General features: G+C 67.8%; 11 protein-coding genes. 6 read left to right on the forward strand and 5 right to left on the reverse strand.

The features are described 5' to 3' along the window. Window positions 1-126: 126 nt before the first annotated feature. Window positions 127-1,098, forward strand: coding sequence for a class I SAM-dependent methyltransferase (locus tag METRZ18153_RS0105845; protein WP_020163836.1), 972 nt, complete (start codon window positions 127-129; stop codon window positions 1,096-1,098). On the opposite strand, the gene METRZ18153_RS0105850 is transcribed toward METRZ18153_RS0105845, so the two are convergent. From METRZ18153_RS0105850 to METRZ18153_RS0105870, 5 genes are all read right to left on the reverse strand, one after another. After that, complete coding sequence (locus METRZ18153_RS0105850) at window positions 1,046-1,891, reverse strand: class I SAM-dependent methyltransferase (protein ID WP_020163837.1); 846 nt, start codon at window positions 1,889-1,891, stop codon at window positions 1,046-1,048. The genes METRZ18153_RS0105845 and METRZ18153_RS0105850 overlap by 53 nt on opposite strands. Continuing rightward, a complete protein-coding gene (locus METRZ18153_RS0105855) occupies window positions 1,888-7,068 on the reverse strand; it encodes a glycosyltransferase (RefSeq protein WP_020163838.1) in 5,181 nt (1,726 codons plus the stop codon). The genes METRZ18153_RS0105850 and METRZ18153_RS0105855 overlap by 4 nt, the downstream gene beginning before the upstream one ends. 13 nt (window positions 7,069-7,081) lie before the next feature. Then, window positions 7,082-8,965: a glycosyltransferase gene (locus tag METRZ18153_RS0105860; protein ID WP_020163839.1), complete on the reverse strand. Its 1,884-nt coding sequence runs from the start codon at window positions 8,963-8,965 to the stop codon at window positions 7,082-7,084. Between the two features lie 87 nt (window positions 8,966-9,052). Continuing rightward, window positions 9,053-9,895: a FecR family protein gene (locus tag METRZ18153_RS0105865; protein ID WP_020163840.1), complete on the reverse strand. Its 843-nt coding sequence runs from the start codon at window positions 9,893-9,895 to the stop codon at window positions 9,053-9,055. Between the two features lie 57 nt (window positions 9,896-9,952). After that, window positions 9,953-11,341, reverse strand: coding sequence for a tetratricopeptide repeat protein (locus METRZ18153_RS0105870; protein WP_020163841.1), 1,389 nt, complete (start codon window positions 11,339-11,341; stop codon window positions 9,953-9,955). Between the two features lie 289 nt (window positions 11,342-11,630). On the opposite strand from METRZ18153_RS0105870, the gene METRZ18153_RS0105875 reads away from it, so the two are divergent. The 5 genes from METRZ18153_RS0105875 to METRZ18153_RS0105895 all read left to right on the forward strand — a co-directional run bounded on the left by METRZ18153_RS0105875 (window position 11,631) and on the right by METRZ18153_RS0105895 (window position 18,511). After that, window positions 11,631-11,861, forward strand: coding sequence for a PP0621 family protein (locus METRZ18153_RS0105875; protein WP_020163842.1), 231 nt, complete (start codon window positions 11,631-11,633; stop codon window positions 11,859-11,861). After that, the gene (locus METRZ18153_RS0105880) at window positions 11,839-13,458 is read left to right on the forward strand and encodes a sensor histidine kinase (RefSeq protein ID WP_020163843.1); all 1,620 of its coding nucleotides are present in this window, start codon (window positions 11,839-11,841) and stop codon (window positions 13,456-13,458) included. Before METRZ18153_RS0105875 ends, METRZ18153_RS0105880 begins: the two co-directional genes overlap by 23 nt. After that, complete coding sequence (locus METRZ18153_RS0105885; protein ID WP_020163844.1) at window positions 13,428-14,777, forward strand: sigma-54-dependent transcriptional regulator; 1,350 nt, start codon at window positions 13,428-13,430, stop codon at window positions 14,775-14,777. Before METRZ18153_RS0105880 ends, METRZ18153_RS0105885 begins: the two co-directional genes overlap by 31 nt. Before the next feature lie 59 nt (window positions 14,778-14,836). After that, window positions 14,837-15,391, forward strand: a complete 555-nt coding sequence (gene ampD, locus METRZ18153_RS0105890) for a 1,6-anhydro-N-acetylmuramyl-L-alanine amidase AmpD (RefSeq protein WP_020163845.1) — start codon at window positions 14,837-14,839, stop codon at window positions 15,389-15,391. A 258-nt stretch (window positions 15,392-15,649) separates the two neighbouring features. Next, window positions 15,650-18,511: a ribonucleoside-diphosphate reductase subunit alpha gene (locus tag METRZ18153_RS0105895; protein ID WP_020163846.1), complete on the forward strand. Its 2,862-nt coding sequence runs from the start codon at window positions 15,650-15,652 to the stop codon at window positions 18,509-18,511. Window positions 18,512-18,579 lie beyond the last annotated feature (68 nt).

Raw genomic sequence — 18,579 nt, forward strand, 5'->3', positions numbered from 1 at the left:
GACCGGTTGCGCCGCGCGGCCGTGTCAAACTCGCCCTTGGCCGGCATGCGTCCGCCCGCGTTGCTGCCGGATTATTGCATGCCGGTTTGCAACGGCATTTTCCGAACACTTCAGCCATAACCTCCCGTGTCGCAAAGCCCCTCCGTACCCGACATCGACCTTGAACTCGCCAGCCGCCTTGATGCGGCCTGGGGAGATCCCGCTGCCTGGGTCGCGCATGGCCTGCACTGGACCCACCTTCCGGCGGTCAAGGCGCGCCTGCACGAGCAGGTCACCGGCGACGCATCGGTCGAGCCGCTCGAGTGGTTCTTCAGCGTCGTCGCAGCCCATCAACCCCTGCCGCTCCGGCGGGTGCTCTTCCTCGGCTGCGGTCAGGGCAGGGACGAGCGCCTGGTTGCCCGATCAGCTTGGGCAGACGAGATCGTGGCTATCGACCTGTCCGCCAAGGCGCTGGATCTCGCGCGCGAACAGGCGAAAGCCGCCGGCGCGCGCATCCGTTACGTGCAGGCGGACATGAACAGCCTGCCAGTGGGGCAGAGCGGTTTCGAGCCCGGCAGCTTCGATGCCGTGCTGGGTATTTCCAGCGTGCACCATTGCGCCAATCTCGAAGACCTGTATGCGGGCGTGGCCCAGCTGCTGGCACCGGCAGGCTGGTTCTACCTCGACGAATACGTGGGCCCCGACCGCTTCCAGTGCGCGAACTCACAATTGCGTTTCATGAACCAGCTGGTCGATATGCTGCCGCACCACCTTCGCACGACGGGCGACGGACAGCTCAAAGGCAATCTGTGGCGGCCTTCGGTGGATGAGGTTGTTGCCGTGGATCCCACCGAAGCGGTCCGCTCGTCGGAAGTGCTGCCGCTGCTCGACCACCACTTCGACGTGTTCGAGCATCGACCTTATGGCGGCGCACTGATGCGCGTGGTGCTGGCCGCAATCGCGCAGAACTTCATGAGCGCCGAGGCCGAGCCCTGGCTGCATGCACTGTTGCGCGCCGAGGATGATCTTTTCCGGTCCGGGCGCGTGCAGCCGGACCTCGCGTGTGTCATCGCCCGCGTGCGGACTGCAACCACTGCGCCACCCAGTCCGTATCGTTGATGCCGAGCGAAAACACGGCGTGCGGCGTCGCCACCGCGTGCTCAGGCGGCAGCGCCGCGTAGGACTGACGGATCAGCGGCAGACGGTCGCTCAGCACGCGGTTTCCGGGGTCTAGCCCGGTGATCACCGTCAGGCCGGTCGGTGCGGTCGGCAGCGTAATGACGTGCAGGTCAGGACGCAGGCTCCGCAGACAGGGCACGATCTTCCAGCCGTCGCCGGTGTAGAACCCGGTCCGGCGCTCGCGCGCGGCGGTGAGCGCGTTGAGTGGCAGCGTGTCGTGCAGCAGCACGACCGCTCCGGGCGCGGCGTGGCGCTCGATGGCGATGAAGTCGTCCAGCACGGTTTCGAAGTGGTGATCGCCGTCGATGAAGGCGAGGTCGAAACCGTCGGGCACCAGCCCGCTGTCCGCCGGCACGGCGGCGAAGAAGTCGGCGCTGGTCTGGCGGTACAGGCGCGCATTCGCACGGCAGTGCTGCAGCGGGTCACCGAGCGGCGCGGGGTCCACGCCCACCACCCGCGTCGGTGGCTGGGCCAGCGCCAGCGATTCGCCCTTCTCGACGCCGATTTCCAGATACAGCCGCGGTGTCAGCTGTGCGTGGAACCAGGCCAGCCAGAAACGGTAGTCGGGCCCCGGCCAGCGCAGCCGCGCCAGCGCGACGTGCACGCCGGGCAGATTGGGCTCACGTACCAGTGCATCGAGCAGACAATCGCGCGCGGCGTCGGTCAGTCCGTGCGCCATCAGATGTCGGAAGCGCCGCAGCGTGGGCTCTTCCAGCGGATGACGGGCGCTCATCGCGGTGCCTCCGACAGCGCGTCGCGCAGGATGTGGCCGAAGCGCTCCGGGCTGTAGCGGGCATCGCACTGATCCCACGCAGCGCGTTGCTGCCGGGCCCACAGTTCATCGTCATGCAGCAGGCGTGCGATGCCGCGGGCAAAGGCGTCGGCATCGCGGGCGGACTGGATGTCGATGCCCGCGCTCCAGTCCAGCTGCCGCACCAGCACGGCGGAGGCCACGACCGGCAAACCGTTGGCGGCCGCCTCGATCACCTTGGCGGGCACGCCGCCGGCGAACCGTACCGGCGCGACGAACACGCGTGCGCGGTCGTACAGCGGCTCCAGGCTGTCCACCGGACCGATCAGCTGCACGTCGTCGCCGGCAAGATCGCTCACCCGATGCGAGCGGTTGATGCCGACGACGGACAGCACCGGCGCATGCGGCAGCAGGTCGCGCAGCCGCGGCATGACTTCGGTGATGAACCAGACCAGACCGTCCTCGTTCGGCGTGTCCGGATGCAGCGCGCCGACGAACAGCAGACCGCTGCGATGCTGCGGCCCCGGCGCCGCGCGGCGGGTCGATATCGCGTGACTCAGTATCCGGACCTGATGGCCGGCGGCGCGGAACAGGCGGGCATCGCGTTGCGACACCACCCACACCTGATCGGCCCCTCTGGCCAGCCCGATCTCGGCGGCCAGACGGGTCTTTGCCGCCGCCCGCGTCAGCGGGCGTCCCTTGACCGCCGCTTCCGGAATCTCGCGCAACGCGAACAGCGCTTCCGCGTCGTAGATCATGCGCATGCCGGCGAACAGTTCCGGCCTGCGCCGGAACAGCGGCGACAGCGCCTGAAGATTTGGCGGGCGGCTCACCACGAGCACGTCATAGATACCGCGACGCTGGTCGAGAAAGGTTTCGAGCCGGCCCATGCCGTGGCCGAGCGCCACTTCCGTAGTCGCGGGCAGCGACGCGTACACATCACGCCAGTCATCATCCTCCTGCCACAGCGGAAAGAAGGTGACCGGCCAGTCGCTCAATGCCTGCAGCATCAGGCGGGCGCGTGGCAGACCGCCGCCCTTCACCATGTGCGGCACCTCGTTGTCGAGGATGAGCACGCGCGGGCGGCGCGGGTGGTCCTCGGGCGAGCGCCAGCGATCGCCCGACAGCGGCTGTGGCGCGGGTGCCGGCTGGCCCTTCAGCCATTCGCCATGGCGGTCCACGAAGCGCTGCCGGTTCTCGCGCATCTGCCGGGGCGCTTCGTCGCCGGTGGCACTGCCCCATTCCAGGTGTTCGACCAGCACCGCCGGCTCATACACCACGCGGAAACCGGCGCGCCAGGCGCGCAGGCAGAAATCCGTGTCCTCGTAATAGGCCGGCGCGAAGCGCTCGTCGAAGCCGCCCAGCATCCGCCACAGAGGCGTGCGCACCGCCATGAACACGCCGGACACGTAATCGGTCGCCCGGCTCGCCATCGCCGCCGGGCAGAAGGGGTCTTCGCCGCGGCCGATGCCCAGCGACGAGCCGTCGCGGAAGATCGTGTTGCCCGCTTCCTGCAATCCGCCCGCCGTCAGCACGATGCGGCCGCCGAGCACCCCGATCGCCGGCTCGGCGTCGAGCCGGGTGAGCGCCGCTGCCAGCGCGCCCTGCTGCAGGATGGCGTCACTGTTCAGGAACACCAGATGACGTCCGCGTGCCAGCGCCGCTGCCTGATTGGCGGCACGCAGGAAACCGGCGTTCTCCGCGTTGCGCACGATGCACGCACCGCGCACGCGTTGCAGCAGCGAGTCCGTTTCATCGTCCGACGCGTTGTCCACGATGATGGTCTCGAACACCGCACCCCGCTGGTCGGCCAGCGCCTGCAGCGTCGTGCGTGTCAGTCCGGCCTGCTTGTAGAGGACCACGATCACCGACAGATCAGGCGTCGCGCTTGCCGGAAGCGCCGGCAGTTCGAGGGCCGTCGACTTGTCCAGCCAGACCTGGAGCGCACGACGCGCCCGGGCGCGGATCTGGGCCTTCGGGTCCTCTTCGGCGGCGTCTGCGGCAACGAGATCGAGCAGGCGCTCGCATGCCTGCTCGATCTGGCGTGCCACGCGGCGTCCATCGAGCAGAGGTGATTCGTACATGCGTCGGCGCAGCGTGGTGCGATGGTGTCGCAGCGTATCTACGTCGGCGGCCAGTGCGGTCGCGGTGTCGACATAGGTGGCCGCGCTGTCGGCCACCCAGGCGTCCAGTCCGAGCGAGGCGAGCACCGAAAGCCCCTGGCGCGCGCCGGCCCAGCCGCCCGCGCGGCTGATCACCGGCACGCCCATCCACAGCGGCTCGAACAGGCTCAGTCCACCGTTGCCCGGAAAGCTGTCGAGTACCAGATCGATCTGCTGCAGCCATTCGAACAGCCCGACGTGGCTGCGCGGCGGGTCGAACGCTACGCGTGCGCCGTCGATGCCGTGGGCGTCCAGCACGGCCAGGATGTGCGTGCGCTGCGGCCAGTCGCCGGCCACTTCACCGATGAAGCGGATGCGCGATCGCGGGGTTGCCGCGACCACCCGGGCCCATGTTTCGAGGCAGGTGCGGGTCATGCGCAGCCCGCGCGCGGTGACGCCGAAGGTGACGACGCCGTTGCGCAGCAGCGGCGGCGGCAACGGCTCCGGCGCGTGAACCGGCGGGTCCCAGCACCACTGGCCGCCGTCGATCCGCCACAGCGCCTCTTCGTGAAATGTCTCGTGCGCGACCGGCACGGCGTGAGCGTCGGTCAGCAGCACGTCGAACAGCCCTCCGGCCGTGACCGGGCAACCGAGCCAGCCCACCTGCAACGGCGCGACGCGGCGGGCGTAGGCTTCCAGCAGTTCGAACTGGCCCTCGAACGGATGCAGCCCGCCGGCATCGATCACCACGTCGATGCGGTTCGCCGCACACGATGCGGCCAGTCCGGCGGGCACGAGCGGCTCGCAGTGGATGTGCGGCGGCAGGTCCGGCAGTGGACGGTTGCTGAACAGGAATACGTCGGTCTGTTCGGCGTCGTGATTGGCGAGCACCCGGCGCAGCAGGCTCTGGTGCAGCTGCCCCGCGACGTAGGCGATGCGCAGGCGGGCGCCGTGCCGGCGCAGTGCGGGAGGGCGCGGCGTTCGATTCAGTCCTGCCCGCAGCTTGAGTGCCCGGTACAGGTCGCGCGCGGCCCGCGCGAGATCGGACGGCGTCGACGCGTCGGACAGCGTCGCGCCATACAGCGCCGCGCTGGCGATCCACGGATCGGGCGGACAGTCCTCTGCGGCAGCGGTGAGCAGACGGTCGAGACAGTCATGACCATGGCGCGCGCTGGCGACGGTCAGCGCGTCGCGCAGCGCGGCCCGCCGTTCCGGTAGCGCAGCCTGCTTCAGTGCTGCGCGCGCCCCCGGAGTGGCGAGGCCGACCAGACGTGCCAGCACGGCGGTCGCACCGGCCACGTTCTGGCGCTCGCTCGATAGCCGACGACACAGATCCAGCGCGCGCACCGAACCGTCCGGCTGCGGGTCGCCGCTCTCGGTCAGCAGGCGGGCCTTCATCAGCATGGCCTGGGCATGACGGGGTTGCCGGCCGAGTACGTCGTCGACCGCGTCCAGACCGCGGCTGAAATCGCCGCTGCGCAGACAGGCCTCGGCCAGCTCCAGCAGGGGCAGCACATCGTCCGGCTGCAGCGCGCGCAGCCGCAGGAAGGCCAGCTGCGCCTGGCCCGGGCGCTGGTCAGCGAGCAGTATCCAGCCCAGTTGCCGCAGGCTGTCGCCACGATCCGGCTGCAGCAGCAGGGCGGTTTCGATGGCGGTTTCGGCTTCGCTGAGCCGGTGCTGCCGCAGCCGCACTTCGGCCAACGCTCGCCAGGCATCGACCTGCTGCGGGTCGTGCGCGACCGCCGCCTGCGCGAGTTCCGCGGCCAGCGTCAGCTCGTCGCTGGCGGCGAACACGAAGGCGGCCTGTACCCTCGTGTCCTGATCGTCCGGGTGGAGCGCGAGCGCCCGCCGCACGGCGTCCTTCGCCACCGGCAGCTCGCCCTGCTCGAGCGCCAGCCAGCCCAGCACGCGCAGCGCGGCCGCGTTGTCCGCGTCGAGGCGCAGGGCACGCGCGAGCGCGCGTCGCGCAAGGCCACCGCGGCCGCGCTGGCAATGCACCGCAGCCAGCAGGCGCCAGAGCTCGCTTTCGCCCGGTGCTGCGCGCAGCAGTGGCCAGAGCTGACGGCGCGCTTCGGCGGTCCGCTTCAGGTCGAGCAGCGCCTGCACCTTCAGTGCCTGCGCCGGCAAGGACTGCGCTTGTTGCTGCAGCACGAGTTCCAGCAGCCACAGTGCCGCTTCGGCGCGACCCCAGCGTGACTGGATCTGCGCGCGACGCAGCAGCGCATCGGCGTTCGTCGGGTCGCGCTGCTGGACTTCGGCGTAGCAATGCTCAGCCGCTTCGAGATCATCCGAGCGGTGTTGCAGCACGCCAAGCAGGTACCAGGCGTCCGCCCGTTCCGGATGGGTGTCGGTCTGGCTGCGCGCCAGTGCGATCGCGTGTGCGCGCCGGCCCTGATCCCACTCGTGGCAGGCCTGTTCCGTCAGCAACTCGGCGTCGAAGGGCAGATGTTCGAGTCCGCGAGAAAGTGCCTGGCCGGCCAGATCGGGGCGGTGCAGGGCCGCATGGCATTGCGCGAGGTGGCGGTGCAGTGTGCGCTGCTCCGGCGCGCCATGAGGAAAAGCCGCGATGGCTTCCTCGTACAGCTCGATCGCCTCACGCAGCATTCCCTGCCGCTGCAGCAGCCATGCCGATTGCAGCAGGCGCTGCGGCTGACGGGAGGCCTGCAAGGCCTTCCCTGCCCAGAGCGCGGCCTCGGCGACCTGATCGACGTCCTGCAGCAGCCAGGCCAGCGTGAAGGCGGCTTCATCCAGACGGGCATCCAGCAGACAGGCACGGCGCAGGGCCTCGATCGCCGGCGCGACGTCGCCGCGGCGCTGGTGCAGCAGGCCGGCATACCAGTGCAACGGTGCGTAGTGGGAAGCGCGGGCCAGTGCTGGCAACAGGATGTCCGCGGCCGCATCCATCCGACCGGCATCGAGCAGGAAGTAGCCCAGCGCAGCGGCGACCGACGGCCCGCCATCGGTGGCATGTGCCTGCTGCGCGCAGTGCATGGCCGCTGCCTTGTCGCCGTCGGCGAAATGCCGCCAGGCCTGCCGGATTAGCTCCGTCGCATTCACGGCGCGTGCGTCGTCAAGGCAGCGCGCGGTCGCCGCTCGCTACCGGCCGCCGGGCCACGACCGTGAACATCGCCACCTCCCGGTTCTCGGCCGGCTGCCTCTGTTTGTGGATGCTGACCGTGCACTCGGTGAAACCCATTACGCCCAGCGCCGATACGAAGAACTGCGGCGTGAACTGCCACCAGGTGTGCACCTGGGGCACACCGGTGTGCGGCAGCAGCCAGCATGCAGGCGCGTCGCCCAGCGCCGGGTCGTATGCTTCGGTGACCACCATCGTGTGCCGGACACGTTCGGCGACGCTCTGCAGCAGGTCGAAGGGACGGCGGCAGTGCAGCAGCACCGACGCCAGAACGCCGATGTCGAAAGGGCCGAAGCCGGGCGGGAGCTCATAGGGATCACCTTCGAACACCCTGACCCGTGAGTCGTGCTGTCGATGCAGGTACCAGAATGAATTGCGCACCATCTCGATCTGTTCGCTGAAGGTTTCGCGCCAGCCCGGCGTGTCGAAGCCTTCGAGGGGCACGATGTCCCACAGATGCGACATCGGCGGCTCCACGCAGGTGACGGTCGCACCGGCCATCTCCATGCAGAAGGACAGAAAGCCGCTCGCCGGACCGATCTCCAGCACCGATTGACCGGTCACGCAGATGTCGCCCAGATAGCCGAACGGATCGGGTCGCAGATCCCATTCGCCGATCACCTCTTCGCCGTCTGCCAGATCGCAGGAATGATAGAAGCGGCAGTCTTCGCGCCGCGGTGAGCGTGGCGCGACCTCGCGCAGGGCAGCGGGGAGCGAACCGGGCGCAGCCGCGGTGACGCTGCTGTCGAGCGTCGGGCCTGTTCTGTCGCTGTCGTCGATCAGCGACTGACTGGCGTGCACGGCCAGCAGGCTCAGCAGTTCTCCGACGATGAGCGGCGTGGACACCACATGGGCCGCGGCCTGACGCAGCGCCGCTTCTCTGTGTCGGGCGCTGAGCACCGGATCGTAAAGCTGTCGCAGCGCCTGCGCCCAGTCGTCGATCGCCGCTTCGGGGGCGAGCACGAAACCGCCGTCGCCGACCAGATCGGGCAGCGCGCCGCGCGTGCTGGCCAGCACCGGCAGGCCATTGATCTGGGCCTCGATCACGGTGCGGCCAAAGGATTCCTCCCATACCGAGGGCATCAGCAGCACCCGCGTGCGGGCGAACACCTCGCGCATGTCGCGCGTCGGGCCACACCATTCGATATTGCCCAGCCGTGCCGCCCGGTCGAGGCAGTAGGCGCGCCAGTGCGGGTCGATGTGCCAGCTTTCCACCACGAGGAAGGGCAGTTCCGGGCAGGCCGCGGCCAGCGAGAACATGATTTCGACGCCCTTGATCGGCGTCGGATTGACGAACAGCACCTTGTCGCCGGTCTGCCCGCTCGCATAGGACTCGGCCGCTACGACCGGCGGGATCACCGCACAGTCGATGCCGTACAGCGTGCGCCAGCGCTGTGCGGTGAACGCCGAATTGGCGAGGAACAGCAGCGACGGATGCGGTGCAAGATGACCGGCGAGCTGGTGCGTCTCCACGTTGTGCAGATAGACCGCCGTCGGGCGTCCGGTCGTCAGACTGGCCAGCACCATCGGTGCCAGCGCCAAACCATTCTGCACGACGATGACATCGGCGCCCCAGGCGGCAGCGGCCATCGGCAGCGCCTTTTCCGGCGCATCGGCGCGCAGCACGAGGTAACCCAGGCTCTCGTCACCGCTCGCCGGCTGTTCGGCGGCAGAAGGGTCAGTCCGCAGACGACCGCACAGAACCGCCGCATCGGCGCCCATCGCCTTGATGGCCAGGCAGAGGTCGTGCGTGGTGGTCTGCAGCCCGCCGGTGAGGTCGGGCAGATGGGCATAGTTGGAAACAAACAGGACGCGCATGGCCTACCCGTGTTGTGAAGGCGGCGGGAGCGTCTGTCGCAGGGCGACCCGGATCGGTCACCCGCCCCGCTCCCGCAAGGCGCGTGCTCAGGAAGCGTTGTTGAGCTGGCCGACCGAAAGGAGGTTGCGCAAGGTCTGCGACGGGTTGCTTCCGACAGTGTTGTCGACGACGCTCTTCAGTCTGTCGTTGGCCAACGTACCACCCGGGTTGTTGGCGCCGCCAGGCGTATTTCCGGTGCTGATCAGCTGGCCGGCGGGGGCAGGCGAAGGATTGGGGTTGCCCTGGTTGATGCTGTTCGGCCGGGTTTCCAGCTGCTGCAACAGCGAGGTGAGCTGTTGCGGTTGGGTGCGTGACGGTGGCGAAACGCCCTGGGAACCGATGGTGCTGCCAAAGCCCGGACGCGTAATGGTCTGGGTGTTGCCGTTGTTGTCAGTCGCCCGCATCTGCTGGCCGAAAAGGAAGGTGGCGCTCGTGCCATTCGGGCGGGACTCGATGACGGAGATGCCGCCGCGGATCTCCACCTTGCCCTGCGATGTGGCGATTTCGGTCGCAGTGGTCTTGCTGATGTGTCCGCCGACCACGCGCAGCAGACCCTGGTTCAGGCGCAGCCGGATCTGGCCCTGCCGGGTGGCCGGGTCGTAGTTGAAGGTGTCGATGACCAGCTCGGAATCGGCGCCCAGCGTGACGGCCGACTGGTCAAGGAAAAGAACGTGCAGTTGTCCGTCCGGTCCGGTGCGCAGCGTTTCGCCGGGCACGACGTTGTCGCCGACCACCACGGTCTTCTGGTTTGAGGAAGAGGGCGCGCTGGCGGTGATCGCGGACACGACGCCCGCGCGGGGCGTCGGTGCAGTCTGCGCAAAGGCGGTCGGCAGTGCGGCGCTGGTCAGGGCAGCGGCAATCCACCAGTCCTTGGAAATCGGCGGGGTCATTGCGTGTTCCTCGTGCAATCGTGGCGGTTCAATGTCAGGTGCATGGCTGTGCGCGCGTCAGAAGCGATAGGCCGCTGCACCGAACAAGGAAGAATTCTTGTTGCGGAAGTTGGGCAGGTTGGCGTCGGTGTCCATGTGCTCGACCTGGATCAGCAACGACCAGGCGGTCGACAGTGCCACGGTGTTGCCGATACCGATGCGCCACTCGGTATCCCGGCGCTTCCTGGTCGGATCGACGGACGGATCGGCGGCCTGGTAGTGGCGCTGATGCACGCCGCCCCAGATCGACGTCGTCCAGGCACCGCCATTGGCGACGAACGGGTTGGCGTAGCTGAACGCATAGGTCAGCCGCCCTTCGTAGCCGTCGTAGTCGTAATAATCGCGGTCGGTGCGATGGAAGCGGGCGCGCAGTTCGCCGCTCAGCGCTGTGCCCGGGCTCAGTTCCCGGGTCAGACGCACGCGGAACAGGTTGTCCGGGCCACCGAGCAGGTTGGCGTTCGGCACGTCGATGCGCGAGGCGTAGTCGAAATTGCGGTACTCGTAACCGGCGTCGATCACCGTGCGCTCGTTGATGAGATAGCCCGCGTCGAGGCCGACGCCGTAGCTGTCGAGGTATTTGTGTCCCTGTGCGCTCAGCGTGCCGACGATGAGGTGCGGACGCAGGGTCAGGCCGGGCGCGCCGGTGGCGGAAGGCTTGAAGCGTATGCCGCTGGTCACCTCGACCAGCGCGAGGTTGTACGGATCCGCCTGACTGGCCGACAGCCGTGAGCCGGAGGACGAGCTGTATTTGATCACCTGGGCCACCAGCGAACTGACGACGGCCGCCTCGTTCTGGGTGCCGAGGTCATAGCGGTGGTCCAGACGCAGCGTCGCCTGCAGGTCGGTGTCCGACTTCGGTTTGAACGGTGCGGCAACCGCCAGCGGCAGGCCACCGGACAGAACCGTGTCGCGGTCGGAGCGTGCTGCGGGGTTGGTCTGCGCCCGCACACCGAACACCAGCACACCGTCAAACTGCGACACCTGATTGCGTTTGCTGACGTCGCGCAGCAGATTTTCCGCAGCGGTCCTTTGCTCACCCGTCAGGCGGTTGTCGTCTAGCGCCTGCCGCAGCAGGGCTTCCGACATGCTGTAGGACGCCAGGCGGTAGTACAGCACGGCCAGTTCCACGCGCACGGCCGGGTGAGCGGCCGGATCGAGCAGCAGGCGTTCCATGGCGGCGATCCCGCCCTCGTAATTGCCGTCCTGCACGAGCAGGCGGGCATAGTTCAAGCCGGCTTCCATGTCGGCCGGCGCGCGCATGACCTGCTGGAAAGCCTCGTCGACCTGACGGTCGAGCGGCCAGTTTCCCGGGGTCTGTGCATTTGCCGAGGCACACAGAAATGCACCTGCGGAAATGATCGCGAACGGCAGCGGCCGGAAAACTCGATGGTCAGTCAGACGCCTCAATTGGGGTTCCTCGGCTTTGGACAGTCGTACATATACGGCCGGAATGTAACAGAACTGTACGCCCGAGACCTCTGATAATCGCCCGCCGTGTCTGTGGACGCGCGCACCCCGGACGCAGGCGCCGGAGCTTCGAATCATTGCGTCGAATCCTGGCTCAGTATCGTCTCTCCCCGACCAGGAATCCCGCGAAAAAGCCCGCTTCCGAGGTGGCTCTCCTGTTTTCTGCGCCGGCTGCCCGGCCAAGCTGGTACGCTGCCTTTCCTCCGCATTCCGCCCGCTGTCGCCCGAGATGTCCCGCATCCTGTTTTTTGTGCTCCTGGCCTTCCTGGCCTGGCTGTGGTTCTTCAAGAAGCCTGCGCGCTCGAAGTCCGACAAGAGCAAGCCTGCCGAGCCGGTGGCCGAGCGCATCGTGCAGTGTGCCGAGTGCGGTCTGCGCATTCCCGAGGGCGAGGCCGTGTTCACCGATGCGCAGTACTTCTGCTGCCCCGAGCATCGCGATGCTCACAACGGCCGGGTCTGACGGCGCTGCCGCCGCGCTGCCGGTGGCGCGGGTGAGTTCGCTGCGCTACTTCAATCTGTATCGCCTGCTGATCGCCTCAGTGCTGGTCGCGCTGGTATTCGGCGTGCCGGGCGAAATCAGCTTTGCCGATTACCGCGGCGCGCTGTTCGCCAGCGCTGCGCGCGGTTACTGGGTGTTCGCCGTCTGCGTCATGCTCGGCGCCGACCGCCTGCTGCGGACCGACGACGCGCGACTGACCGCAGGCGTGCTCGCCGACATCTTCTTCCTCACGCTGCTCACCTACGCCGGCGGCGGGCTCAGCACCGGTCTGCCCTTCATGCACGTGGTCGTGCTGGCCTTCGCCGCGCTGGTCGGGCAGGGCCGGCTGGCGGTGTTCTACGCGGCGGTGGCCAGCCTGGCCATGCTGTTCCAGCAGGCGATGCAGTGGGTCACGCTGGGTTCCGACGCCGGTGGCTTCGTGCATGTCGGTTCGATCAGCATCGGTTTCTTCGCCACCGCGATCGCGGTACGCCTGCTGGCGCGGCGCGTCATCGCCAACGAGTCGCTGGCGCGCGAGCGTGGCCGCGACCTGGCCGAGCAGGTGCGGGTGAACGAGCGGGTGATCCGCGACATGGACGACGGCGTGCTGGTCGTCGACACGCTCGGCCACGTGCGGCAGGCCAACCCGCAGGCGCGTCGCCTGCTCGATCCGCTGATGCCGCGCCCGGTCATGCTGGCCGACTATTCGCCGGCGCTTGCCGCGGCGATGGCGGCGCAGGCCGACCCCGAGCGCGAGCGCGTGTTCGTGCTCGACCTGCCGTCGCGCCCCGCTGCGCTGCGCGTGCGCTGCGTGCCGGCCGGCGGCGCTGGCGGGCATCTGGTGTTCATCGAGGATCTGGCGCGGCTGCGCGAGCAGGCGCGGCAGATCAAGCTCGCTGCGCTCGGCCGGCTGACCGCCAGCATGGCGCATGAGATACGCAATCCGCTGGCGGCCATCAGCCAGGCGGCCGAACTGCTGCAGGAAGAGCGGCGTGCCGAAACCCAGGCACGGCTTACCCGCATCATCGGCGACAACGCGCAGCGGCTGGACCGCATGGTCAGCGACGTGCTGGAACTGGGGCGTCGTGATCGCGCCGAGCCGGAACTGCTCGAACTGGGCAGCTATGTGCGCACCTTCGTCGACGAATTCGCGATGCGCGAGCCCGGCGTGCGAGCGCGCGTGCACATCGAAACCGGGGCGCCGGCGCGCATCTGGTTCGATCGCGGCCATCTGCATCAGGTGCTGTGGAACCTGCTCGGCAATGCACTGCGCTTCGCCGGCCCGGACGACGGCGCGGTGCGCCTGACGGTCAGCGCGACCGAAGACGCGACGCTGCTCGACATCGTCGACAACGGCCCCGGCGTTTCCGACAGCGCCCGCGCGCACCTGTTCGAACCTTTCTTCACCACGCACAGCCGCGGCACCGGGCTGGGCCTCTACATCGCGCGCGAACTCAGCGACGCCAACGGGGCCGCGCTCGACTTCGTGGATAATTCGCCAGGTGCGCACTTTCGCCTGCGCGGCCTGAACAGGAGCTTGGACGAATCATGGAACGGCGGCGGACTGAGCGGGAGCTGAAGGTGCTGGTCGTCGACGACGAAGACGACCTGCGCGAACTGCTCGACATGTCGCTGGCGCGCATGGGCCTGCACGCGTCGCTCGCCGGTTCGGTCGGCGAAGCGCGCGAACTGCTGGGCAAGGAACGCTTCGCGCTGTGCCTGACCGATATGCGCCTGCCCGACGGCGAGGGCATGGAACTGGTGCGCCACATCGCCGAACACCACCGCGACCTGCCGGTGGCCGTCATCACCGCCTTCGGCAGCATGGACAACGCGGTCGCCGCACTGAAGGCGGGCGCCTTCGACTACCTCGCCAAGCCGGTATCGATCGAGCAGCTGCGCGCGCTGGTGCGTTCGGCGCTCGACCTGCCGACGCGCGGCGGCGAGGTGCGGCCGGCCGGCACCGACGCGCTGGTCGGCGACGCGCCGGCCATGACGCAGGTGCGCGAAACAATCGCCAAGCTCGCGCGCAGTGGCGCGCCGGTGCATATCCACGGCGAATCCGGCAGCGGCAAGGAACGTGCGGCGCGGCTCATCCACGAGCTGGGTGCGCGGCGCGAAGGGCCCTTCGTCGCAGTCAATTGCGGTGCCATTCCGGAGAACCTGGTCGAGTCCGAATTCTTCGGTTATGCAAAAGGCGCTTTCACCGGCGCCGACACCGACCGCGAAGGCTATTTCCAGGCGGCCCGCGGCGGCACGCTTTTCCTCGACGAAGTGGGCGACCTGCCGCTGGCGATGCAGGTGAAGCTGCTGCGCGCGATACAGGAAAAGTCGGTGCGCCGCGTCGGTGCGCGCACCGAAGAGGCGACCGACGTGCGCCTGATCAGCGCCACCCACCGCAACCTGCGGCAGATGGTGGAGGAGGGCCGTTTCCGGCAGGACCTTTTCTACCGGCTCAACGTGCTCGAACTGCGCATGCCCAGCCTGCGCGAGTGCCGCGAATCGATTCCGCAACTGGCGCAGACCCTGCTCGAACGCATCGCCGCAGCCGACGGCAAGAAGCCCGAACTGACGCGCGCGGCGGTCGATGCGCTGTGCGCCTATCCCTTCCCGGGCAATGTGCGCGAACTGGAGAACGTGCTCGAGCGCGCCTACGCGCTCAGTTCGGGCGAGCGCATCGACGCAGTCGACCTCGGCCTGATGCCGGTCGACGACGAGGTGCCCGACATGCCGGCCGGCGAACTGCCGCTGCAGGACTATCTCGACCGCATGGAGCGCGCGGCCATCGAGGACGCGCTGCGCAAGACGCGCTACAACCGCACCGCCGCCGCACGCCTGCTCGGCGTCACCTTCCGCTCGCTGCGCTACCGCCTGCAGCGGCTGGGCATCAATGACTGAGTGCGTACGTCGGGAGGCTGACCGCCTGTACGCGCAGTGCCTGTGCACGGGAGCGCGCGGTGTCGCCTGATCTCCACATCGACGCTGACGGCTGGTGCACCGCCGCCCGCCGCATCGAATCGCCCAATTCCGACCCGCGCCCCGAGGGCGAGCCGGTGTCGCTGGTAGTCATGCACTGCATCAGCCTGCCGCCGGGCGAGTTTGGCGGCCTCTATATAGAAGAGCTGTTCCTGAACCGGCTCGACCCGGCGGCCCACCCGTATTTCGTCGACGTCGCGCCGCTGCGCGTGTCGGCGCATTTCGTGGTGCGGCGCAACGGCGAACTGCTGCAGTTCGTGCCGACCACGCGCCGGGCGTGGCACGCCGGGCGTTCGAGCTGGGGCGGGCGGGAAGGCTGCAACGACTTCTCGGTCGGCATAGAGCTTGAAGGCTGCAACGTGCTGCCCTTCGAGGACGCACAGTACCGGTGCGCCGCAGCGCTGATTGATGCGCTGCGCAAACGGCATCCGGTGGCGGACGTCGTAGGTCATTCGGATATCGCACCGGGAAGAAAGATTGATCCCGGTGCCTGCTTCGACTGGAAACGCTTGCCCGGCGTCACTCGGCCGGACTGATTCCCGCCGTACCGGCGTTTGCGCCGGATTCCACCTCGCCAGCCCTTGCCCGGTGCCAATCCCCTGCGCGACGTAGGGTAATTTTCGGGCCGCCGGGACGCTGCCTAGCAGAAAAATCGCGCTTGCGGGTGCCGGAAGGGGTCACTAGAATTAGTAGCTCATCGAGCTTCAACCACTACCTATAGTGGTCAGTTAGCGAAATCCCATCAAAAACCGCTCTCCGTCGCGCTCGCGACGGCCTCACAGGGAGACGTCCGCATGCAATTGACCGCCGAACACACGAGCCCCCGTACGCAGTCCCCCAGCCCCGACCAGATCAGCATCGACGAGCTGCCGAACACGGCCGCCCTGCACGCTGACTACAAGGTGATCCGCCGCAACGGTGCGGTGGTGAACTTCGAGCCGGCCAAGATTTCGATCGCGGTGACCAAGGCTTTCCTGGCGGTGAATGGCGGGCAGGGTGCCGCGTCGGCGCGCGTGCGCGAACAGGTGGGTGGCATCACCACCCAGGTGGTGCAGGCACTGGTGCGCCGCCAGCCGCACGGCGGCACCTTCCACATCGAAGACATCCAGGACCAGGTCGAACTGGCGCTGATGCGCTCGGCCGAGCACGACGTGGCCCGCGCCTATGTGCTGTACCGCGAGAAGCGCGCCGCCGAGCGTGCGCAGAAGCAGCACGCGGTCGAGGCCGCGGCTGACCAGCCGGTGCTGCACGTGGTCGACGGTAACCGTCGCATGCCGCTGGACCACGCCGCGCTGCGTGGTCTGATCGAAGCCTCGTGCGAGGCGCTGGGCGACGTGGTGTCGGTCGACGCCATCCTGAACGCCACGCTGTCCAATCTGTACGACGGCGTACCGGTCGAGGAAGTGCGCAAGTCCGCCATCATGGCCGCCCGCTCGCTGCTGGAGCAGGACCCGGCCTACGGCTACGTCACCGCCCGCCTGCTGCTGCACACCATCCGCAACGAAGTGCTGGGCGAGGAGACGTCGCAGGCCGCCATGGCCACCGCCTACGCCGAGTACTTCCCGCGCTACATCAAGCTGGGCATCGAAGCCGAACTGCTCGATTCCAAGCTGGCCCAGTTCGACCTCGCCAAGCTGGGCGCCGCACTGGACCACCGCAACGACTTGCGCTTCAACTACCTCGGCCTGCAGACGCTGTACGACCGCTACTTCCTGCACATCCGCGACCGCCGCATCGAACTGCCGCAGGTGTTCTTCATGCGCGTCGCCATGGGTCTGGCGCTGAACGAAATCAACCGCGAAGAGCGCGCGATCGAGTTCTACAAGCTGCTGTCCAGCTTCGACTTCATGAGCTCGACGCCGACGCTGTTCAACAGCGGCACGCTGCGCCCGCAGCTGTCGTCCTGCTACCTCACCACGGTGGCCGACGATCTCGATGGCATTTTCGAGGCGATCAAGGAAAACGCGCTGCTGGCCAAGTTCGCCGGCGGTCTGGGCAACGACTGGACGCCGGTGCGTGCGCTGGGCTCGCACATCAAGGGCACCAACGGCAAGTCGCAGGGCGTGGTCCCCTTCCTGAAGGTGGTCAATGACACCGCGGTCGCGGTGAACCAGGGTGGCAAGCGCAAGGGCGCCGTCTGCGCCTACCTGGAAAGCTGGCACCTCGACATCGAGGAATTCCTCGACCTGCGCAAGAACACTGGCGACGACCGCCGCCGCACGCACGACATGAACACGGCCAACTGGATTCCCGACCTGTTCATGCGCCGCGTGATGGAGAACGGCGAATGGACGCTGTTCTCGCCGGCCGACTGCCCGGACCTGCACGACCTCTACGGCAGCGCCTTCGAGCAGGCCTACACCCGCTACGAAGAGAAGGCCGCGCGCGGTGAGATCCGTCTGTTCAAGAAGACGCAGGCGGTCGCGCTGTGGCGCAAGATGCTGTCGATGCTGTTCGAAACCGGCCACCCGTGGATCACCTTCAAGGATCCGTGCAACCTGCGTTCGCCGCAGCAGCATGTCGGTGTCGTTCATTCCAGCAACCTGTGCACCGAAATCACGCTGAACACCTCGGACACCGAAATCGCCGTGTGCAATCTCGGGTCGGTAAATCTGGTCGCCCACCTGAAGGACGACGGCAACGGCGGCAAGGCGCTCGACCACGACAAGCTGCGCAAGACCATCCGCACTGCGATGCGCATGCTCGACAACGTGATCGACATCAACTACTACTCGGTCGGCAAGGCGCGCAACGCCAACCTGAAGCACCGCCCGGTCGGCATGGGCCTGATGGGCTTCCAGGAAGCGCTGCACGAACTGCGCACGCCGTACGCCTCCGACGCGGCGGTCGAGTTCGCCGACCGTTCGATGGAAGCGGTGGCCTACTACGCCTACTGGGCCTCGACCGAACTGGCCGAAGAGCGCGGCCGCTATTCCAGCTACAAGGGCAGCCTGTGGGACCGCGGCATCCTGCCGCACGACTCGCTGGACATCCTGGCCGAGCAGCGCGGCGGCTACCTCGAAGTCGACCGTTCGGTCACGATGGACTGGGACGCGCTGCGCAACCGCATCGCCAACTACGGCATGCGCAATTCGAACTGCCTGGCGATCGCACCGACCGCCACCATTTCGAACATCATCGGCGTCGATGCCAGCATCGAGCCGACCTACCAGAACCTGTTCGTCAAATCGAACCTGTCGGGCGAATTCACCGTGGTGAACGAGCACCTGGTGCGCGACCTGAAGAAGCTGGGTCTGTGGGACGAAGTGATGGTCGCCGACCTGAAGTATTTCGACGGCTCGCTGTCGCGCATCGACCGCATCCCGGCCGACATCCGCGCGCTCTACGCGACCGCCTTCGAGGTCGAGCCGAAGTGGCTGGTCGAAGCCGCGTCGCGCCGCCAGAAGTGGATCGACCAGGCGCAGAGCCTGAACATCTACATGGCTGGCGCCTCGGGCAAGAAGCTGGACGAAACCTACAAGCTGGCCTGGCTGCGCGGCCTGAAGACCACGTACTACCTGCGCGCCATGGGCGCCACCCACGCCGAGAAATCCACCGGCCGCGGCGGCGAACTGAACGCGGTGCCCAGCCAGTCCGAAGAGCCGGCGCCCAAGTTCTGCGCCATCGACGACCCGACCTGCGAAGCCTGCCAGTGAGGACTTTCCACCCTTGTCTGCTTCTGCAGGCAAGGGTGGGGGCTAGAGGCTGGGGGCCAGGGGCGAGC

Origin of the sequence: Methyloversatilis discipulorum (assembly GCF_000385375.1) — a bacterium.
In the GTDB taxonomy this organism is placed as follows: Bacteria; Pseudomonadota; Gammaproteobacteria; order Burkholderiales; family Rhodocyclaceae; genus Methyloversatilis; species Methyloversatilis discipulorum_A.